This is a genomic window from Paenibacillus sp. CB74, from assembly GCF_055687625.1.
In genome coordinates, this window is the sequence record NZ_CM146009.1 from 1,541,440 (window position 1) to 1,555,788 (window position 14,349).

Here is a 14,349-nt window from a genome sequence, read left to right on the forward strand (position 1 = left end):
ATGAACAACAAACCACTTGTTTACTTTTTGTGTACAGGAAACTCTTGCAGAAGCCAAATCGCCGATGGATTTTTGAAAGCACTTGGAAGTGATAAATACGAGGTGAGAAGTGCTGGTCTAGAAGCTCACGGCTTAAATCCCCGTGCTGTTCAAACCATGAAAGAAGCTGGAATTGATATTTCAAATCATACATCGGATGTAATTGATCCTGAGATTTTAAAACAAGCAGATTACATCATCACGCTTTGCGGTCATGCCAATGATAATTGTCCCGTTGTACGTAATGACAAGGCTGAAAGATGGCATTGGGGCTTCGATGATCCAGCAAAGGCGACAGGTACGGAGGAAGAAATCACAGCTACATTCGCTGATGTCCGTGATTCAATCAAAGCTCGTATAGAGCAATTCTTGAAAGAGGGTAAGTAAAATGAATCATGCCGAGAAAAAGTACCATGCACTCATTGCTGACAAAATCTTTATGGGCGGAGCGGCAGACGTTGAGGCAATGGTTCTTAACGAAGGCATTGAAGTCGTGGTGGATCTGCGGGAAGAAGCAACAGAGTGCGCGTATCCTGCGGATCATGTGAAGTGGGTGAAAGTTCCGCTTGATGACAATACAAAAGAAAATGAAGCCGAGCTTTTTAAACATGCAATTGATGAGGTTGTTGGAGCTCATAACGCCGGCAAGAAAGTTGCCTTTCACTGTGGAGGAGGCAAGGGCAGAACGGGGACCGTTGCAGCTGGTATACTATTAGAACTAGGTTTGGCAAGTACACTTGATGATGCTGAAACAAAGGCAAAAGAAATCAGAAATATCATCAATATTAAGCCTGTGCAAAAGGAATTATTACAAAAAATATATTCCAAATAGATTTGATAAAGTCGAATTAGGAAACAATATCGTCCGGATTTTGCTTTCGGGGAACGATAGCTCACTAAAACAAGGAGGCCGTCGGCCAAGAGGGTGAGCTGCTTTTGTTCTACTACCGGGAAACGTTAGTTCAATACAACAAAGAAAGCAGCTGATCAATGTGATCGGCTGTTTTTGTTCAACTAAAGGGCCAGGATAGTTGAATTAAACAAGGGGATAATATCACCAAAAAACTAGAAATGCAATTTGTTCCTAGCATTTGCTCAGCGTACATTCTTGAAAAGAAGTTGTTAAAATGCTCAAATCAATCGGAGTATCTTCACAATATCTTCAAAGTTTTTGGGTAAAATGTTAAAGTGACTCGATTACACCCACCCATAAGTACAAAAAAATAAAAGTAAAGGTGCGTGAAAGCAGTGAAAAAATCACTTGTTTTACTTAGCTTGGCAGTTATATTGGTGTTGAGTGCCTGTGGGAACAAGGAAAACAGCAACAATTCCAACACGGCTACAGAAAGCGAGCACTCGAATATGGGTGAGATGGATCATTCAGGATCGGGTGAGGTTCCGGAGGGTATAAAGGATGCGGAGAATCCTACTTATAAAGTTGGAGACGAAGTCGTCATTCAAGCTGATCACATGGAGGGTATGAACGGAGCAAAGGCAACAGTAGTAGGCGCATATGATACGGTAGCCTACACAGTAACTTTTACTCCGACTACTGGAGGAGACCCAATACCGGATCATAAGTGGGTTATTCAAGAAGAAATCAAAGATGCAGGCAGTGAGCCCTTAAAAGAAGGGGACAAGGTTACCCTTGAAGCTGATCATATGGAAGGCATGATGGGTGCTGAGGCCACTATTGACTCAGCTGAGAGAACAACGGTTTATATGGTCGATTATACACCAGCAACCGGTGGAAACCCGGTTAAAAATCACCAATGGTTAGTAGAGAGTGAACTTTCTACAAAATAGCTCTTTATGATGAATGACGTCAGTAATGACGTCATTCTTTCTTATGCTGCAATATGTAGCGAAGTTAAACTACATACTTTATAGACTGTCGTGTTCAAAATCTCAAAAAATTAAAGAATATCTTTCAGAAGATCTAGCCTCTTAGTCGCTAACCATTGTTGGTATACACATGAAAAGAAAAAGTAAAAAAATTGAGGTCGAGAACAGGCAATTAATTCAATAAGATCGATATATAAATCCAAAGGAAGGCTTTCAAAGGCCTTCCTATTTTTATTGCGGGTAAGGGAAGGGCATTTGTTCTATTCTATGAAAAAGCGAATAGAAATGGTAGAGACAAAACGAAAAGGAAGTGAGGAACGAAATGGCACGTAGAAGAAGAAGGAGTAAGTTAGTCGTTTTTACATTTCTAGCATCCTTCATAATTTCCTTGAAGGTTATCCCTATGTACATTGACTTCATTCCTGAAGAGGAAAGCCTACCTCCACGCAACCAGGTAAAGATGAACAACATTACTTCAGATCAAACAGTCGGAATAAAATCTAAAGAAGTAACCAAACTGAGTAAGGATAATCAGGCTTCTAAAGATAAGATAACCAAATCAACGACTAAAACAAAAAATGAAAATACAAACCATGAGCATGTGACTAAGAAGCCAAATAATATAACCGTCACGAAAAACAAAGACCAGCAAAAAAGTGGTTCTAGATCCACACAACCACAAATTCTTATTTATCATACTCATAACCGTGAATCTTGGTTGCCGGAGCTGCAAGGCAAAACCTCTGCAGATGAAGCATTTGACTCTAATATTAATGTCACCTTACTAGGAGAGGACCTCACTAAAAAACTAACAGCAAAGGGGATGAATGTGATTCAATCTACTGCTGATTATCCAAGTGTAGTTAAGAACTTCGATTACGCTAAATCGTATAGTTATTCGAAGGATACATTGAGCCAAGAATTGTCTAATCATAAATCCATTGACTATGTCTTTGATATCCATCGTGATTCACAACCCAAAGATCAGACGACCATAGAGTTTGATGAACTTAACTATGCACAATTATATTTTGTCGTAGGAAAAGAAAATCCCAATTGGCAAGAAACGATGGAGTTTGCCACCAAATTACAGAATAAATTAAACAAGAAAATACCCGGAATATCAAAGGGGATATACTCAAAAGATCATTCTAGCGGTAACGGACAATACAACCAATCGCTTGCTGAATCTAGTGCCCTGATCGAAATCGGTGGTGTAGAAAATGTACTTGAAGAAAATTATAGAACGATTTCGATCTTGGCCGATGTAATCCATCAAATCTGGCATGAAGACCATGGCTCAACCCTCTCATAACAGTAAGTATGCACTCACCCTAATTAGCTCTGCTGATTGGGTTTTTTTATTGATTTTCCCCCACTAAAAGCTGATCATGGGCTGATACATGGAAATCGTGTTGACCATTGGCTATTGATGCGCTTGTATATTTAAGCTATTACATCTTGTAGATATAGGGTGTCCTCCTTTATATTTTCGTCAAAACACGCAGAATCTTCACAATTTTTCTCTATACTGACCTAAAATTATTTTAGACAAGGAGAATGACCCATGCCAAAAAAGAAAAAAGGGCTATCCCTGGGTGTTGGATTTTATCTCGCATTATCATTAGTAGTGATTGTCGGTTTTATTTTCTGGGGGGAGAGTAGAGAAGACAGGACTGCAAATTTGGATCTATTAACACCTCAGTCCACCACCCATCCGCATATCTTTAGTTTTGCAGATGATGATACAACCATATGGATGGGAACTCATAATGGTATATATGAATTTATAGATCAAAAATGGCAGCGAACTCGTAAAGAACTTATGACAAGTGATGTAATGGCAATTGAAACGAATCCGAATAATCCCATGAACATCTTTGTCGCGGGCCATGGTTTTGTGAAACGTTCTAATGATGGTGGGGAGACCTGGGAAACTGCAGAGAATGGACTTCCAAATAAAGCAAAACCCAATGAGCCGGATGTGCACTACTTAGCGATGGACCCGAGGAATTCAAGTCGATTAATTGCGTTGTTGGCTAGTGCTGACAACAATGTGTATCAAACGAAGGATGGTGGGAAACAGTGGAACAAAATCGGAAGTATCCCCCAAGGGGCGTATTCGATTTCTATACTTCCTTCGGCTAAAGAGACCATTTTGGCTGCAACGGAATCAGGGCTGGTTCGCTATAATGTCAAGGGCAGAGATTTGGAACAAATCCAGATTACAAACGAGCCGGCATACGGAGTACTGTCTTTGTTCGATGGAGGAACGATTATCATGACAGAGAGTGGATTTTTAAAATCTACTGATTTGGAAATATGGTCTGACCTCGACGTAGACTTAAATGGTGAGATGCCTTTGGGGATCAAAAGTTCAAAACAAGATCCCAATCGGCTCATCATTGTGACAGATCAGTATTCGGTTTATGAAAGCAATGATGGTGGAGAGAACTGGTCTTTAGGGGAATCGTGAAAGAATAAACCTAGGTAGCTCCTTTATTATGAAAAAGAATTTAAATCAAAGTGTATATATAAAGAAAAAGCTTGATAATTATACTATAGGGGGGTATTCTAAAGTCATCAAATGCAACGGTGGACTTAAGTAAGAGTTGCTTTGATTCAGTCATATGAAATACATGAAGAGGGCAATAAACTAAACGCATTCTTTATAACATTAATTCGGTTAAAGGAGAAAAAGAAGTGAACAATGAAAGATTGATGATTGCAGTTTCCCCACCGGTTCAAGTAGGAGGAAGCTTGTTTACTGCAGTACAACTTTCAGCTATCAGTAAACTTATGGGTCCAGAGCAAAAGACCGAGATGACTCCGTTTAAACAATTTTATATTGAAATATCGGCTGAATCGGAAGGCGTCGTAACTGACAATCTTCGAAGCATTGGACTTGAGGTAAACCCTGCAGGTTATGCAACTAAGGCCTTGATCGCTTGTAATTTCTGCAGAGGGGCTGAAGATTCCGGACTAGACATTGCTCAAAAGTTAAATCAAGCTATAGCTGGGATATTGACACCGACACCTCTGAAGATCGGATATGCTGGCTGTGCACTCGGGACTAGTGAACCACTCTTGAGAGATATCGGAATCGTTAAAATGAAAGACAAATTCGATATGTATATAGGTGGAGATCCAAAGGGAATCAAAGCTTCTTTGGCTGAACTTTTTCTAGCTGGTTTAACGGAAGCGGAAGTGACACAAAAGGTAATGAAAATAATCGATTATTACAAAATTCATGCAAAAGGTAAAGAAAAATTCAGCAAGTTTTTGAAGAGAATCACTGCTGAAGAATTAAAGAGAATGCTTTAATTCTATAGTATTTGGCAAAAATAAAATTAAAGCACTGCAAGTGGGGAACCGTCTAATAACAAATGAAGTGCATACTACGTAGCGTGAAAAACAATTCGTCCTTTCTGAGTCAAAATAAATTTTATGAGTCGCCATAATGGCGACTGTTTTGTTTTCCTAATATGATTTCAAAAGGTGATATATTCGGTGTGGAATAAAATTCATTTAAAACTTAGCTTTACCATTTTCAGCTTGTTTATTGGGATTTTAATATTGCTAAGTATTGTACTTAACCTCATATTCACGAATTTTTTGTCATCAAAGGTACACGATGAAGCTAATGAGTTAGCAGCACATTTGTCTACTATGCTTGAGGAGCAAGGCAACAGTGCGGAACAAATGGCTGATTTTACAGGCGTCCAGATGTACATCTTGAGTTCACAAGGAAGATTCATTGAATCAAAGACTTCAGACGCCTCCATTTATCCTAACTATATCTGGGATAATCGCAAATTGTTAGAAGGGAAGAAGGTGGAAAGAGAATTCACTTTTAATAACGAACTTTACCTGCTTCATGGTATCCCCGTAACCACTAATCCAACGGTCAAAGGGATTTACGTGATTAGTTCTCTAGAAAATATGAAAGATTCGATCCAAACGATTAGAAATTTACTGTTTATCACTGGATTTGGAGCACTGTTATTAGCGTTGGGTTGCATATTTTTTCTATCCAAAAGATTATCGAATCCATTATTAAAAATTGAAAGTGCAACTCGCCAAATTGCCAAAGGAGAACTGAATCTTGAAATTCCTGTGGAAACTAAAGATGAGATTGGTTCATTGTCACAAGCCATAAACGACCTCGCTAAAGAATTAAAACAATATCGAGATAATCGTTCGGAGTTCTTTGCCAACGTCTCTCATGAATTGAAAACACCCATTACTTATATGGAAGGGTATGCAGACATATTGGCTAAAGATCTTGTGGAAAATGATGAAGAAAAGAAAAAATATCTACAAATCATTTCTGAGGAAGCACGACGTTTAAATGTAATCATAAATGATCTCTTTGAATTGTCTAAGATGGAAGAAGGTAAAATTGACTTGAAACTGATGTCTGTAGAACCCACTTCGATTATTCAAAGGTCTATAGATAAGGTTCAATTAAAAGCCCAAGAAAAAGATCTTACGATTCGAAGTAAGTTGAGTCCCGTACCCCATATTTTTGTAGACTCTAACCGACTGGAACAGATTATTTTGAATCTATTGGATAATGCCATTCGTTACACAGCCGAGGGGTATATTCAAGTTTCTTTAACTTCTGAATTAGAAGGGGTTGTAATAAGCATTTGCGATACGGGACCCGGAATTTCAACAGAAGAACTTCCCAATATATTTGAACGTTTTTACCGGGTTGAGAAATCCAGATCCCGGGCATATGGAGGAACAGGACTGGGGCTGTCCATTGTTCAAAGTCTTGTTTTACAACAAGGAGGAACAATTCATGTGGAAAGTAAAATTGGAGAGGGGACGCAATTTAAAGTGATGTTCCCGTCCATCACCTCTTCTTCATTAAAATCACACAGCTTCAAAATATAATATGTGAAACAAATGAGCTAATGATCGTTCAAATTTACGGTCAGAAACCGCATATTACTAAAGATTAATGAAATGGATGGGATGACCATATGAATAAATTGAAAGCATTAGTTATTGATGACGAATGGAACATGAGAAATCTGTTGCGAATTTATTTAACTAAAGAGGGTTTTGATATTACGGAAGCTCATAATGGAACCGAAGGACTGTCCTATCTTCAGAAAAATTCGTATCATGTCATTTTATTAGACGTTATGATGCCGGATATGGATGGATGGCATCTTTGTGAAAAAATCAGATCGTTTACTGAAACACCTATATTGATGCTTACAGCTCGAGGGGATGTGAAGGATAAGGTACATGGGTTAGGTGTCGGTGCTGATGATTATATGGTGAAACCTGTAAATTCTGATGAACTCATTGCTCGCTTGTTTGCGCTTGTTCGACGCTCTTCACAGTCTTTAAGCCTTAAAGAAATCGGTAAAAAAATCATGTATACTGACATGATTATTTATCCAGATCGAAGACAGGTTATGGTACTCGACACAAATCTGGATTTGACCCAAAAAGAACTTGATATATTGCTTATATTGGCCGAGAATCCACAAAGAGTTTTCTCTAGAGATGAAATCATTGAACGTCTCTGGGGAAGTGACTTTTTTGGGGATAACCGAGTCGTAGACACCCATGTGAAAAATATCCGGGAGAAGTTGCAGTTGGCTGGATTGGAACAGAACCCCATTCAAACGGTTTGGGGCATAGGGTATAAGTGGTTGTATAGTGTAGAGGAGCCTTGAACTTATAACTAGAATTCGGCAATACAAAAAGAACATGTGCTAAGAAGCGATCGCTCCCTAACTTCAGCAGGAGACGGTCGTTTCTTTTTTAGAATAAGATATACGAGAATTCCACATTAAATCCACACAATTTAACAATATAATACTCTATAGGTTACAAATATTTAACTATTTTTGCCGAATTTCGTATTGAAAACGGGGGAACCATTTGTTGGGTGAATTATTCTTGTAAGAAAAGAATATAGGGAGCCTTTAACCGAATCCTTAAGCTAACTCCGTAGGCATCTAAGGGAGGAACAAAAGTTTGAAGAAAGTCATTTTATCGGTTCTTGGAGCAGCAGTTTTATTTACCTCCACAGCAACAGGTGCATTTGCTAGTCAGGCAAAGCTAACAGAAGAAATAAAAGAAGTGGTTGGAACGCCATACCTTTATGGTGGGACAACAACATCTGGTTTTGATTGTTCCGGTTTTATCCTGTATGTTTTTAATAAGTTTAAACTAGATTTGCCGCGCACCTCTAGTATGCAAGCAGCAAAGGGATCGTTTGTAGAGAAAGAAGAATTACGCCCAGGGGATCTCGTTTTCTTCAATACGAATGGTCGCAGCATTTCACATGCGGGAATTTATGTAGGTAACAATCAATTTGCACATTCATCAAGCAGTAAGGGTGTTCGAATTAGTAGCTTATCTGAAAGTTATTATAAAACCAAATATGTAACAGCTCGTAGAGTGGTTAGCGAGCAGAACTATCTTAAAATGGTTAACGATAGTCATTAAAATGGACAAGCCCGTGGGTAATTCACGGGTTTGTCCATTTTGTTTAGCAACTTGCCTCGAACAGATAGAACCATTCTCCAGTGAACTAAACTAATAAATAAGTAAATAACTTATCTAAACTGTGATTTATGATATGGACGGTAATCTTTCACAGATTCCACATACATAAAAGCTAAACTAATCTTATATTGATTAGAGGAGAATAGCCCTATGTGTGGATTTGTAAGTTTATATAACAAATATCGTATGCCAGTAGATGCAAACATTCTGCAACATATGACCGACTCCATAGCTCATCGTGGCCCAGATGATGAAGGGATATATATCCATGATCATATCGGTCTGGGTTTTAGGAGACTAAGTATACTGGATATTGAGCACGGGGCACAGCCCATGACCAATGAGAACAAAGATATTTGGTTGGTATTCAATGGAGAGATTTATAATTATAAAGAGTTGAGGGATTGGTTGAGTCAGAAGGGGTATACATTTTATACAGATTCCGATACCGAAGTATTACTGAGGCTTTATGAGGACGTTGGAATTAAATGTGTCAACTATTTACGAGGCATGTTTGGGTTCACCATATGGGATCAAAGGAGTGATCTTTTATTTGCGGCACGGGATCATTTCGGAATCAAGCCTGTTTATTACAGTGAGACCGCCTCCGGATACATGATTGGCTCTGAAATTAAAACGTTGCTGGCTTCAGGTAGGATTGATAGGGAAGTGGATGAAAATGCTCTTTATCAGTATCTCACATTTCAATATGTACCTGAACCTCTAACGATGTTCAAAGAGATCCATAAACTGAAAGCAGGCCATTATTTGATTGTACAGAATAATGGAATGACCATCAGACCGTATTACGAAGTGAAGTTTGAGCCCCATGAAAGTAGGTCGTATTCCGATTTAGTAGAGGAAACACGATCAGTAATAACGGAATCTGTTCGTATTCATAAGAACTCAGATGTCCCTAGGGGAGCATTCTTATCGGGTGGTATTGATTCAAGCAGTTTAGTTGGTTTACTTCATCGCTTGGAGCCAACCCAAACATTCAGCGTTGGATTTGATATGCCGGGCTATAGTGAATTGGATGATGCTAGGAAGACAGCAGCCTATTTAGGGACTGAGCATCATGAAATTCGGATTAATGCCCGCGACTATATAGATATACTACCTTCTCTAATATGGCATATGGATGAGCCAGTAGCAGACCCATCAGCCGTGGGTCTCTACTTTGTATCGAAGTTGGCTAGTCAGCATGTTAAGATGGCATTTTCAGGTGAAGGTGCAGATGAATTTTTTGGTGGCTACAACATTTATCGGGAACCCTATGCTCTCCGCATGTTTCAGGGTCTTCCAGGTCCATGGAGAAGTCTTGCAGGACATCTTGGAAGATTAATGCCTACCGGCATGAAAGGCAAAGGATTCTTGGAAAGAGGGAGTCTTATTCTGCAAGAACGTTACTTTGGAAATGCGAAGATTTTTATGGATCATGAAAAAAGTAAGGTATTAGCACCATGGTTATCGGAGCAGGGAGTATGTAAACCAACCCAGCAGGTGACTAAGCCACTTTATGAACAAGCGAAGTTATATGATGAAGTCACACAGATGCAGTATATTGATATTCATACGTGGCTACGTGGGAATATCCTAATGAAAGCAGACAAAATGTCGATGGCAAATTCCTTGGAACTTCGCGTTCCCTTTGTAGATACCAAAGTATTTGAATTAGCTGCTACCATCCCTACAAAGTATAAAGTTACACCCACAGCAACTAAATTATTACTCCGTGATGCTATGAAAGATGTGGTTCCACCTGATGTACAGCAACGAAAAAAATTAGGTTTTCCTGTCCCAACGAGAGTATGGTTAAAAAGTGAATGGTATTCATGGGCTAGGAATCTGATTATGACAGCAGACGTAGATCAATGGATCAATAAAACGTATGTATTGCAGCTACTTGAGATCCATAAGGAAGGGAAATTGGATGCAAGCCGTAAATTGTGGACCATTCTTGTATTTATCTTATGGCATCAAATATATATTGAAGATCGTGCGTATTCCTTTTCAGGTCCATCTTCCAATAGAATGATATTGTAATAAAAAAGTCAGTAACGTCGCCAATATAGTTCTGAAATATCGTCCCCTCGGATTAGAGTTCATTTTAATGAGTTCTCTATACCTGGGGGATTTTGGTATGCTAGCTAATAGAAGAGAATGATATGCATTTAAGCGGAACAGTATCGCTTTTTTACAATTAAGGTGTTTCTAAAAAAATGCGGCAACCAATCCTCGGTTACATTCCGGGAAAGATCGCCGCATTATAATTTCTTCTGTTTATCTTTTAACGTATTATTAGCAGATCTTAATAAAGAGTAAATCAATGCTACTTATTTATTCCGCTACGTTCTCCACACTCGGATCAGGTGTATAGTTACTTTCATAATCTGTATACATGACTTCCGTTACCATTCCCGCGGAAGCATGATGCAAGTCATGGCAATGGAACATCCAATTTCCAGGGTTATCGGCTTCAAAAGCAACAACATAAGTTTCCCCTGGTTTAACATTTAGTGTATCTTTTATGATCGTTGATCCCTGATAGGATTGACCATTTTTACTTAGCACTTGGAAAAACTGTCCATGGAGATGCATAGGATGGTCATCCGTTTTGGACTGATTCACAAAAGTAACTTTGACCTTGTCACCTTTCTGGACTTTTATGACATCTGTATCCGGAAATACCTTTTCGTTTATGGTGTACACCATTTCTCCATCTTTCATTTCTGTATTTAAATTCATTGTCACGTTTTGATCAAATATCTGATTCAACGAAAATAATGAATCTGACATGTTACCATACTTTTCGAAGTCAAACACAGGAAGCGTAGCTGAAGCATTGGAATTGTCATTTTGAACTTTTGAACCTTCGTATTGGATAACGGCTTTCATATTTTGTTTCGGCGACTCAATTCCATGTTCTTCAAGTAGCCAGGAGCCTGGATTATCCGCTGTAAATTCAATATCATAACGTTCTCCAGGAGCTATAGAAAGTAATTGATCTTTTATCATCTCGGGTTCATTTATGGGCTGTCCATCCGACGCTATTACTTTAAAATTGTGGCCATGTAAGTGCATTTGATGACTGATGTATCCTGCATTAATTAAGCGAATTCTAACTTTATCGCCCTCTTTAACCATGAGTTTATCAATGGCAGTACCTGATTTCCCGTTTATCGTGTATAGGTCATACATGCTCATATCATGTCCGCCCATACCCGTAGTGTTCTCGTCCATGTTCATATCCGATCCGGACATATTCATTTCATTATGATTCATCTCTTTCATACCCATATTGTCGGAATCACTCGTATTCATGTCGCTGGAACTCATCCATTCATCTAACATGAGAGTATAGTCCCGGTCATAGTCATTTTTCAGTTCCTCAACAACAAGGGAACCGTACAAGCCTTTATCCACTTGGTTTACACTGTCTTGATGAGAATGATACCAATAGGTACCTGGTACATTAGCTTTGAACGTATACGTAAATGTTTTACCTGGTTCAACGGCATCTTGTGTAACGCCAGGAATGCCATCCATGTTATTCGGAACGGGGTAGCCGTGCCAATGAATGGAGACAGGCTGATTCAACTCATTTTTTAGATTGATTTTTACGTTGTCTCCAACCTTTACACGGATTTGAGGTCCGGGGACAGAATTGTTGAAAGTCCAAACAGGTAATATCTTACCTTTGGAAACTTCAAGATTGCTCTCTTGTGCGGTGATCGTAAATTCTTTGCCATTTACCACTGGAGTACTAGATGTGAATTTCACAGGACTGGAACCAGCCGAAGTAGGATTATTCGTGTTTGAATGATCCATTCCTTCCATTGCATTATTTTTAATCGCATTAGTACATCCCGTAGCGAGAATAGCTAAAGAACCAATTACGATAAACCTCTTTAAAAGCATCAATTTCATATTCTTTCCTCCACCGTTTTGTATTTGATTGGTAATAACGATAATAGTATAGAAAATATATGTAGAAATAATGTAGATGAATTTCATTTTGTATAGTATAGGGGGGCTATAGTATAATATAAGATAAAATAATGAGGAGTGATCGGAAAATGGGAGACCTAATTCAAGAGCATGAGTCATGCAACACGGAAGAACGCAGGAGCCATCATTCTGAGAAAACAAAGAATAATTTAATTAACCGACTTAACAGAATTGAAGGACAAGTTAGAGGGCTAAAAGGATTAATCGAAAAAGATACCTATTGTGATAATGTGCTGAATCAGATCTCTTCAGTCCAATCGGCTTTGAACGGTGTTGGAAAACTTTTGTTAGAGCATCACATGAAAAGCTGTGTAATTGAACGAATTCAGGAAGGTGAAAACGAAGTTATAGATGAATTGTTAGTGACCATAAATAAATTAATCAAATAGTGCTGTAAACAAAAGAGGGTTTGCAAAAACTCTTTTTTTGTTTACAGCTAAATACTTTGACAAATATAGTGAGGGGGGGTATGGTATTAATGAAGGAGGTGATGTACATTAAAAGTCATTCATTTGGACAATATAGGATGAAGTTAATGGTCCAATGACAAACAATCATTGAGGCCTAATGCTCCTATCCGCTGCAGGTGCACTTAATGGAGTCAACAAAGCATATTGAAGTAGTGAATGAATTAATCAAAAGAGTTCATGCCTCAATGAAATAACATATATTTAAACTCAATTAAAGGGGAGTATGAAAAATGGAAAATGTTACACTAAAAGTAAAAGGTATGTCATGTGGGCATTGTGTAAATTCAATTGAAGGTGCCTTAAATCAAATAGGCGTAGAAGGAAAAGTAATTCTCGCGGAAGGTAAGGTTGAAGTTAAATTTGACGAAACCAAACTAGAGTTTTCGGATATTAAAGAAGCAATTGAAAATCAAGGCTACGACATAGTCGAATAACATGATCTTCTTGAATCATTACTTCAAGTTAGAAGAAGGTGAAGCGTATGCATGTCGAGGTATTTACAACGCCAACTTGTGAAGATTGCAAAAATTTCAAAAAATTCTTAAATGATCATCAAATACCGTATACAGAGTTTAGTATAGCTGATCATCCAGAAAATGCTGTCCTTCTGCGCGAACGAACAGGTAAAAATTTGGTCCCTACAATTTTCATTGAAGGTAAAGTTTATTTCGGATTTGTCTTCAATCGTCAAGAAATTGAAAAAACACTTCTTGGATAAGAACCCTAAATGATATTTCGGTTCACTCCATCGATTGTGAAATGTGCACAGAATTATCCTCTTTCACACTCTAGAGTAGTAGATTATCTTCTGAAATGCCGCCATGAATAGAAATTTCTATATGGGGTAAATATAGAATAAGGGACTACCCTACTACTTTAGATACGAGAGGAGAATTATAATGTCACATCAAAAGTACAAAGAGTGTATTGAAGAGTGTTTAAAATGTATGGTTGCATGTAATCATTGTTATGTTTCTTGTTTAGATGAGGAGCATATTGGAATGATGAAAGAATGTATTCGCTTGGATCGTGAATGTGCGGATATCTGTGAATTTGCCGCTCATGCCATGTCGATCAATAGCAAATATGTTAAAGAGATATGTCTTGCTTGCGCAGACGCTTGTGAAGCTTGTGGGAACGAATGTAAAAAACATGATCATGAGCATTGTCAACAATGTGCAGAAGCGTGTTTTGCTTGTGCAAAAATGTGTCGTGAAATGGCCGCTTAATAAAAGAAATGTAGCACAGAAGGAGTTTTCTCAGAATCAGTTCATAAATTCTGAGAGAACTCCTTTTATTAAATTCCTAAGAAATAATTCGAATTTTGAAAAGGAAGAATAACATAATTACATATCAACAATAAAATGGGCTTAAAATTTTCGGGTATTGCGCTTGACAAAATATAGGGTAGGGGGGTATTCTTTATACATGAAGTGAAGTTAATATT

General features: G+C 38.2%; 15 protein-coding genes and 1 riboswitch. Of the genes, 14 read left to right on the forward strand and 1 reads right to left on the reverse strand.

What is annotated here, in order from left to right; genetic code table 11:
• The 10 genes from arsC to asnB all read left to right on the forward strand — a co-directional run bounded on the left by arsC (position 1) and on the right by asnB (position 10,467).
• Complete coding sequence (gene arsC / locus ACX9NY_RS07045; RefSeq protein ID WP_175395191.1) at positions 1-426, forward strand: arsenate reductase (thioredoxin); 426 nt, start codon at positions 1-3, stop codon at positions 424-426.
• 1 nt (position 427) lies between these two features.
• Positions 428-871 (forward strand): protein-tyrosine phosphatase family protein, encoded by a 444-nt coding sequence (locus ACX9NY_RS07050; RefSeq protein ID WP_175395190.1) that lies wholly within the window; start codon positions 428-430, stop codon positions 869-871.
• A 416-nt stretch (positions 872-1,287) separates the two neighbouring features.
• The gene (locus ACX9NY_RS07055; RefSeq protein ID WP_175395189.1) at positions 1,288-1,845 is read left to right on the forward strand and encodes a YdhK family protein; all 558 of its coding nucleotides are present in this window, start codon (positions 1,288-1,290) and stop codon (positions 1,843-1,845) included.
• Between the two features lie 361 nt (positions 1,846-2,206).
• Entirely contained in the window at positions 2,207-3,199 is a 993-nt protein-coding gene (locus ACX9NY_RS07060) for a stage II sporulation protein P (protein ID WP_175395188.1), read from the forward strand.
• Between the two features lie 252 nt (positions 3,200-3,451).
• Entirely contained in the window at positions 3,452-4,360 is a 909-nt protein-coding gene (locus ACX9NY_RS07065) for a WD40/YVTN/BNR-like repeat-containing protein (RefSeq protein ID WP_175395187.1), read from the forward strand.
• Between the two features lie 227 nt (positions 4,361-4,587).
• Positions 4,588-5,208: a nitrite reductase gene (locus ACX9NY_RS07070; RefSeq protein ID WP_472477799.1), complete on the forward strand. Its 621-nt coding sequence runs from the start codon at positions 4,588-4,590 to the stop codon at positions 5,206-5,208.
• Positions 5,209-5,394: 186 nt separating this feature from the next.
• A complete protein-coding gene (locus tag ACX9NY_RS07075) occupies positions 5,395-6,786 on the forward strand; it encodes a sensor histidine kinase (protein WP_472477801.1) in 1,392 nt (463 codons plus the stop codon).
• Between the two features lie 89 nt (positions 6,787-6,875).
• Positions 6,876-7,583, forward strand: coding sequence for a response regulator transcription factor (locus ACX9NY_RS07080; RefSeq protein WP_175395185.1), 708 nt, complete (start codon positions 6,876-6,878; stop codon positions 7,581-7,583).
• 165 nt (positions 7,584-7,748) lie between these two features.
• A riboswitch (cyclic di-AMP (ydaO/yuaA leader) is annotated at positions 7,749-7,882 on the forward strand.
• A gap of 5 nt (positions 7,883-7,887) precedes the next feature.
• Entirely contained in the window at positions 7,888-8,361 is a 474-nt protein-coding gene (locus ACX9NY_RS07085; RefSeq protein ID WP_301882202.1) for a C40 family peptidase, read from the forward strand.
• 210 nt (positions 8,362-8,571) lie between these two features.
• The gene (gene asnB, locus ACX9NY_RS07090; protein WP_175395183.1) at positions 8,572-10,467 is read left to right on the forward strand and encodes an asparagine synthase (glutamine-hydrolyzing); all 1,896 of its coding nucleotides are present in this window, start codon (positions 8,572-8,574) and stop codon (positions 10,465-10,467) included.
• Positions 10,468-10,761: 294 nt separating this feature from the next.
• Here the strand turns inward: asnB and ACX9NY_RS07095 are convergent, their stop codons facing one another.
• Positions 10,762-12,351, reverse strand: coding sequence for a multicopper oxidase family protein (locus ACX9NY_RS07095; RefSeq protein WP_472477804.1), 1,590 nt, complete (start codon positions 12,349-12,351; stop codon positions 10,762-10,764).
• A 149-nt stretch (positions 12,352-12,500) separates the two neighbouring features.
• On the opposite strand from ACX9NY_RS07095, the gene ACX9NY_RS07100 reads away from it, so the two are divergent.
• The 4 genes from ACX9NY_RS07100 to ACX9NY_RS07115 all read left to right on the forward strand — a co-directional run bounded on the left by ACX9NY_RS07100 (position 12,501) and on the right by ACX9NY_RS07115 (position 14,131).
• Positions 12,501-12,821: a metal-sensitive transcriptional regulator gene (locus ACX9NY_RS07100; RefSeq protein ID WP_024634433.1), complete on the forward strand. Its 321-nt coding sequence runs from the start codon at positions 12,501-12,503 to the stop codon at positions 12,819-12,821.
• Between the two features lie 311 nt (positions 12,822-13,132).
• Complete coding sequence (locus ACX9NY_RS07105) at positions 13,133-13,336, forward strand: cation transporter (protein ID WP_024634434.1); 204 nt, start codon at positions 13,133-13,135, stop codon at positions 13,334-13,336.
• Positions 13,337-13,383: 47 nt separating this feature from the next.
• The gene (locus ACX9NY_RS07110; RefSeq protein WP_024634435.1) at positions 13,384-13,620 is read left to right on the forward strand and encodes a glutaredoxin family protein; all 237 of its coding nucleotides are present in this window, start codon (positions 13,384-13,386) and stop codon (positions 13,618-13,620) included.
• Between the two features lie 181 nt (positions 13,621-13,801).
• The gene (locus ACX9NY_RS07115) at positions 13,802-14,131 is read left to right on the forward strand and encodes a four-helix bundle copper-binding protein (protein WP_081718281.1); all 330 of its coding nucleotides are present in this window, start codon (positions 13,802-13,804) and stop codon (positions 14,129-14,131) included.
• Positions 14,132-14,349: the final 218 nt, after the last annotated feature.

Coding starts and splice junctions, on each gene's coding strand:
- ACX9NY_RS07095 (WP_472477804.1), bottom strand. CDS start 12,351: ATGAAATTGATGCTTTTAAAGAGGTTTATCGTAATTGGTTCTTTAGCT.
- ACX9NY_RS07050 (WP_175395190.1), top strand. CDS start 428: ATGAATCATGCCGAGAAAAAGTACCATGCACTCATTGCTGACAAAATC.
- ACX9NY_RS07065 (WP_175395187.1), top strand. CDS start 3,452: ATGCCAAAAAAGAAAAAAGGGCTATCCCTGGGTGTTGGATTTTATCTC.
- asnB (WP_175395183.1), top strand. CDS start 8,572: ATGTGTGGATTTGTAAGTTTATATAACAAATATCGTATGCCAGTAGAT.
- ACX9NY_RS07080 (WP_175395185.1), top strand. CDS start 6,876: ATGAATAAATTGAAAGCATTAGTTATTGATGACGAATGGAACATGAGA.
- ACX9NY_RS07100 (WP_024634433.1), top strand. CDS start 12,501: ATGGGAGACCTAATTCAAGAGCATGAGTCATGCAACACGGAAGAACGC.
- arsC (WP_175395191.1), top strand. CDS start 1: ATGAACAACAAACCACTTGTTTACTTTTTGTGTACAGGAAACTCTTGC.
- ACX9NY_RS07115 (WP_081718281.1), top strand. CDS start 13,802: ATGTCACATCAAAAGTACAAAGAGTGTATTGAAGAGTGTTTAAAATGT.
- ACX9NY_RS07105 (WP_024634434.1), top strand. CDS start 13,133: ATGGAAAATGTTACACTAAAAGTAAAAGGTATGTCATGTGGGCATTGT.
- ACX9NY_RS07110 (WP_024634435.1), top strand. CDS start 13,384: ATGCATGTCGAGGTATTTACAACGCCAACTTGTGAAGATTGCAAAAAT.
- ACX9NY_RS07060 (WP_175395188.1), top strand. CDS start 2,207: ATGGCACGTAGAAGAAGAAGGAGTAAGTTAGTCGTTTTTACATTTCTA.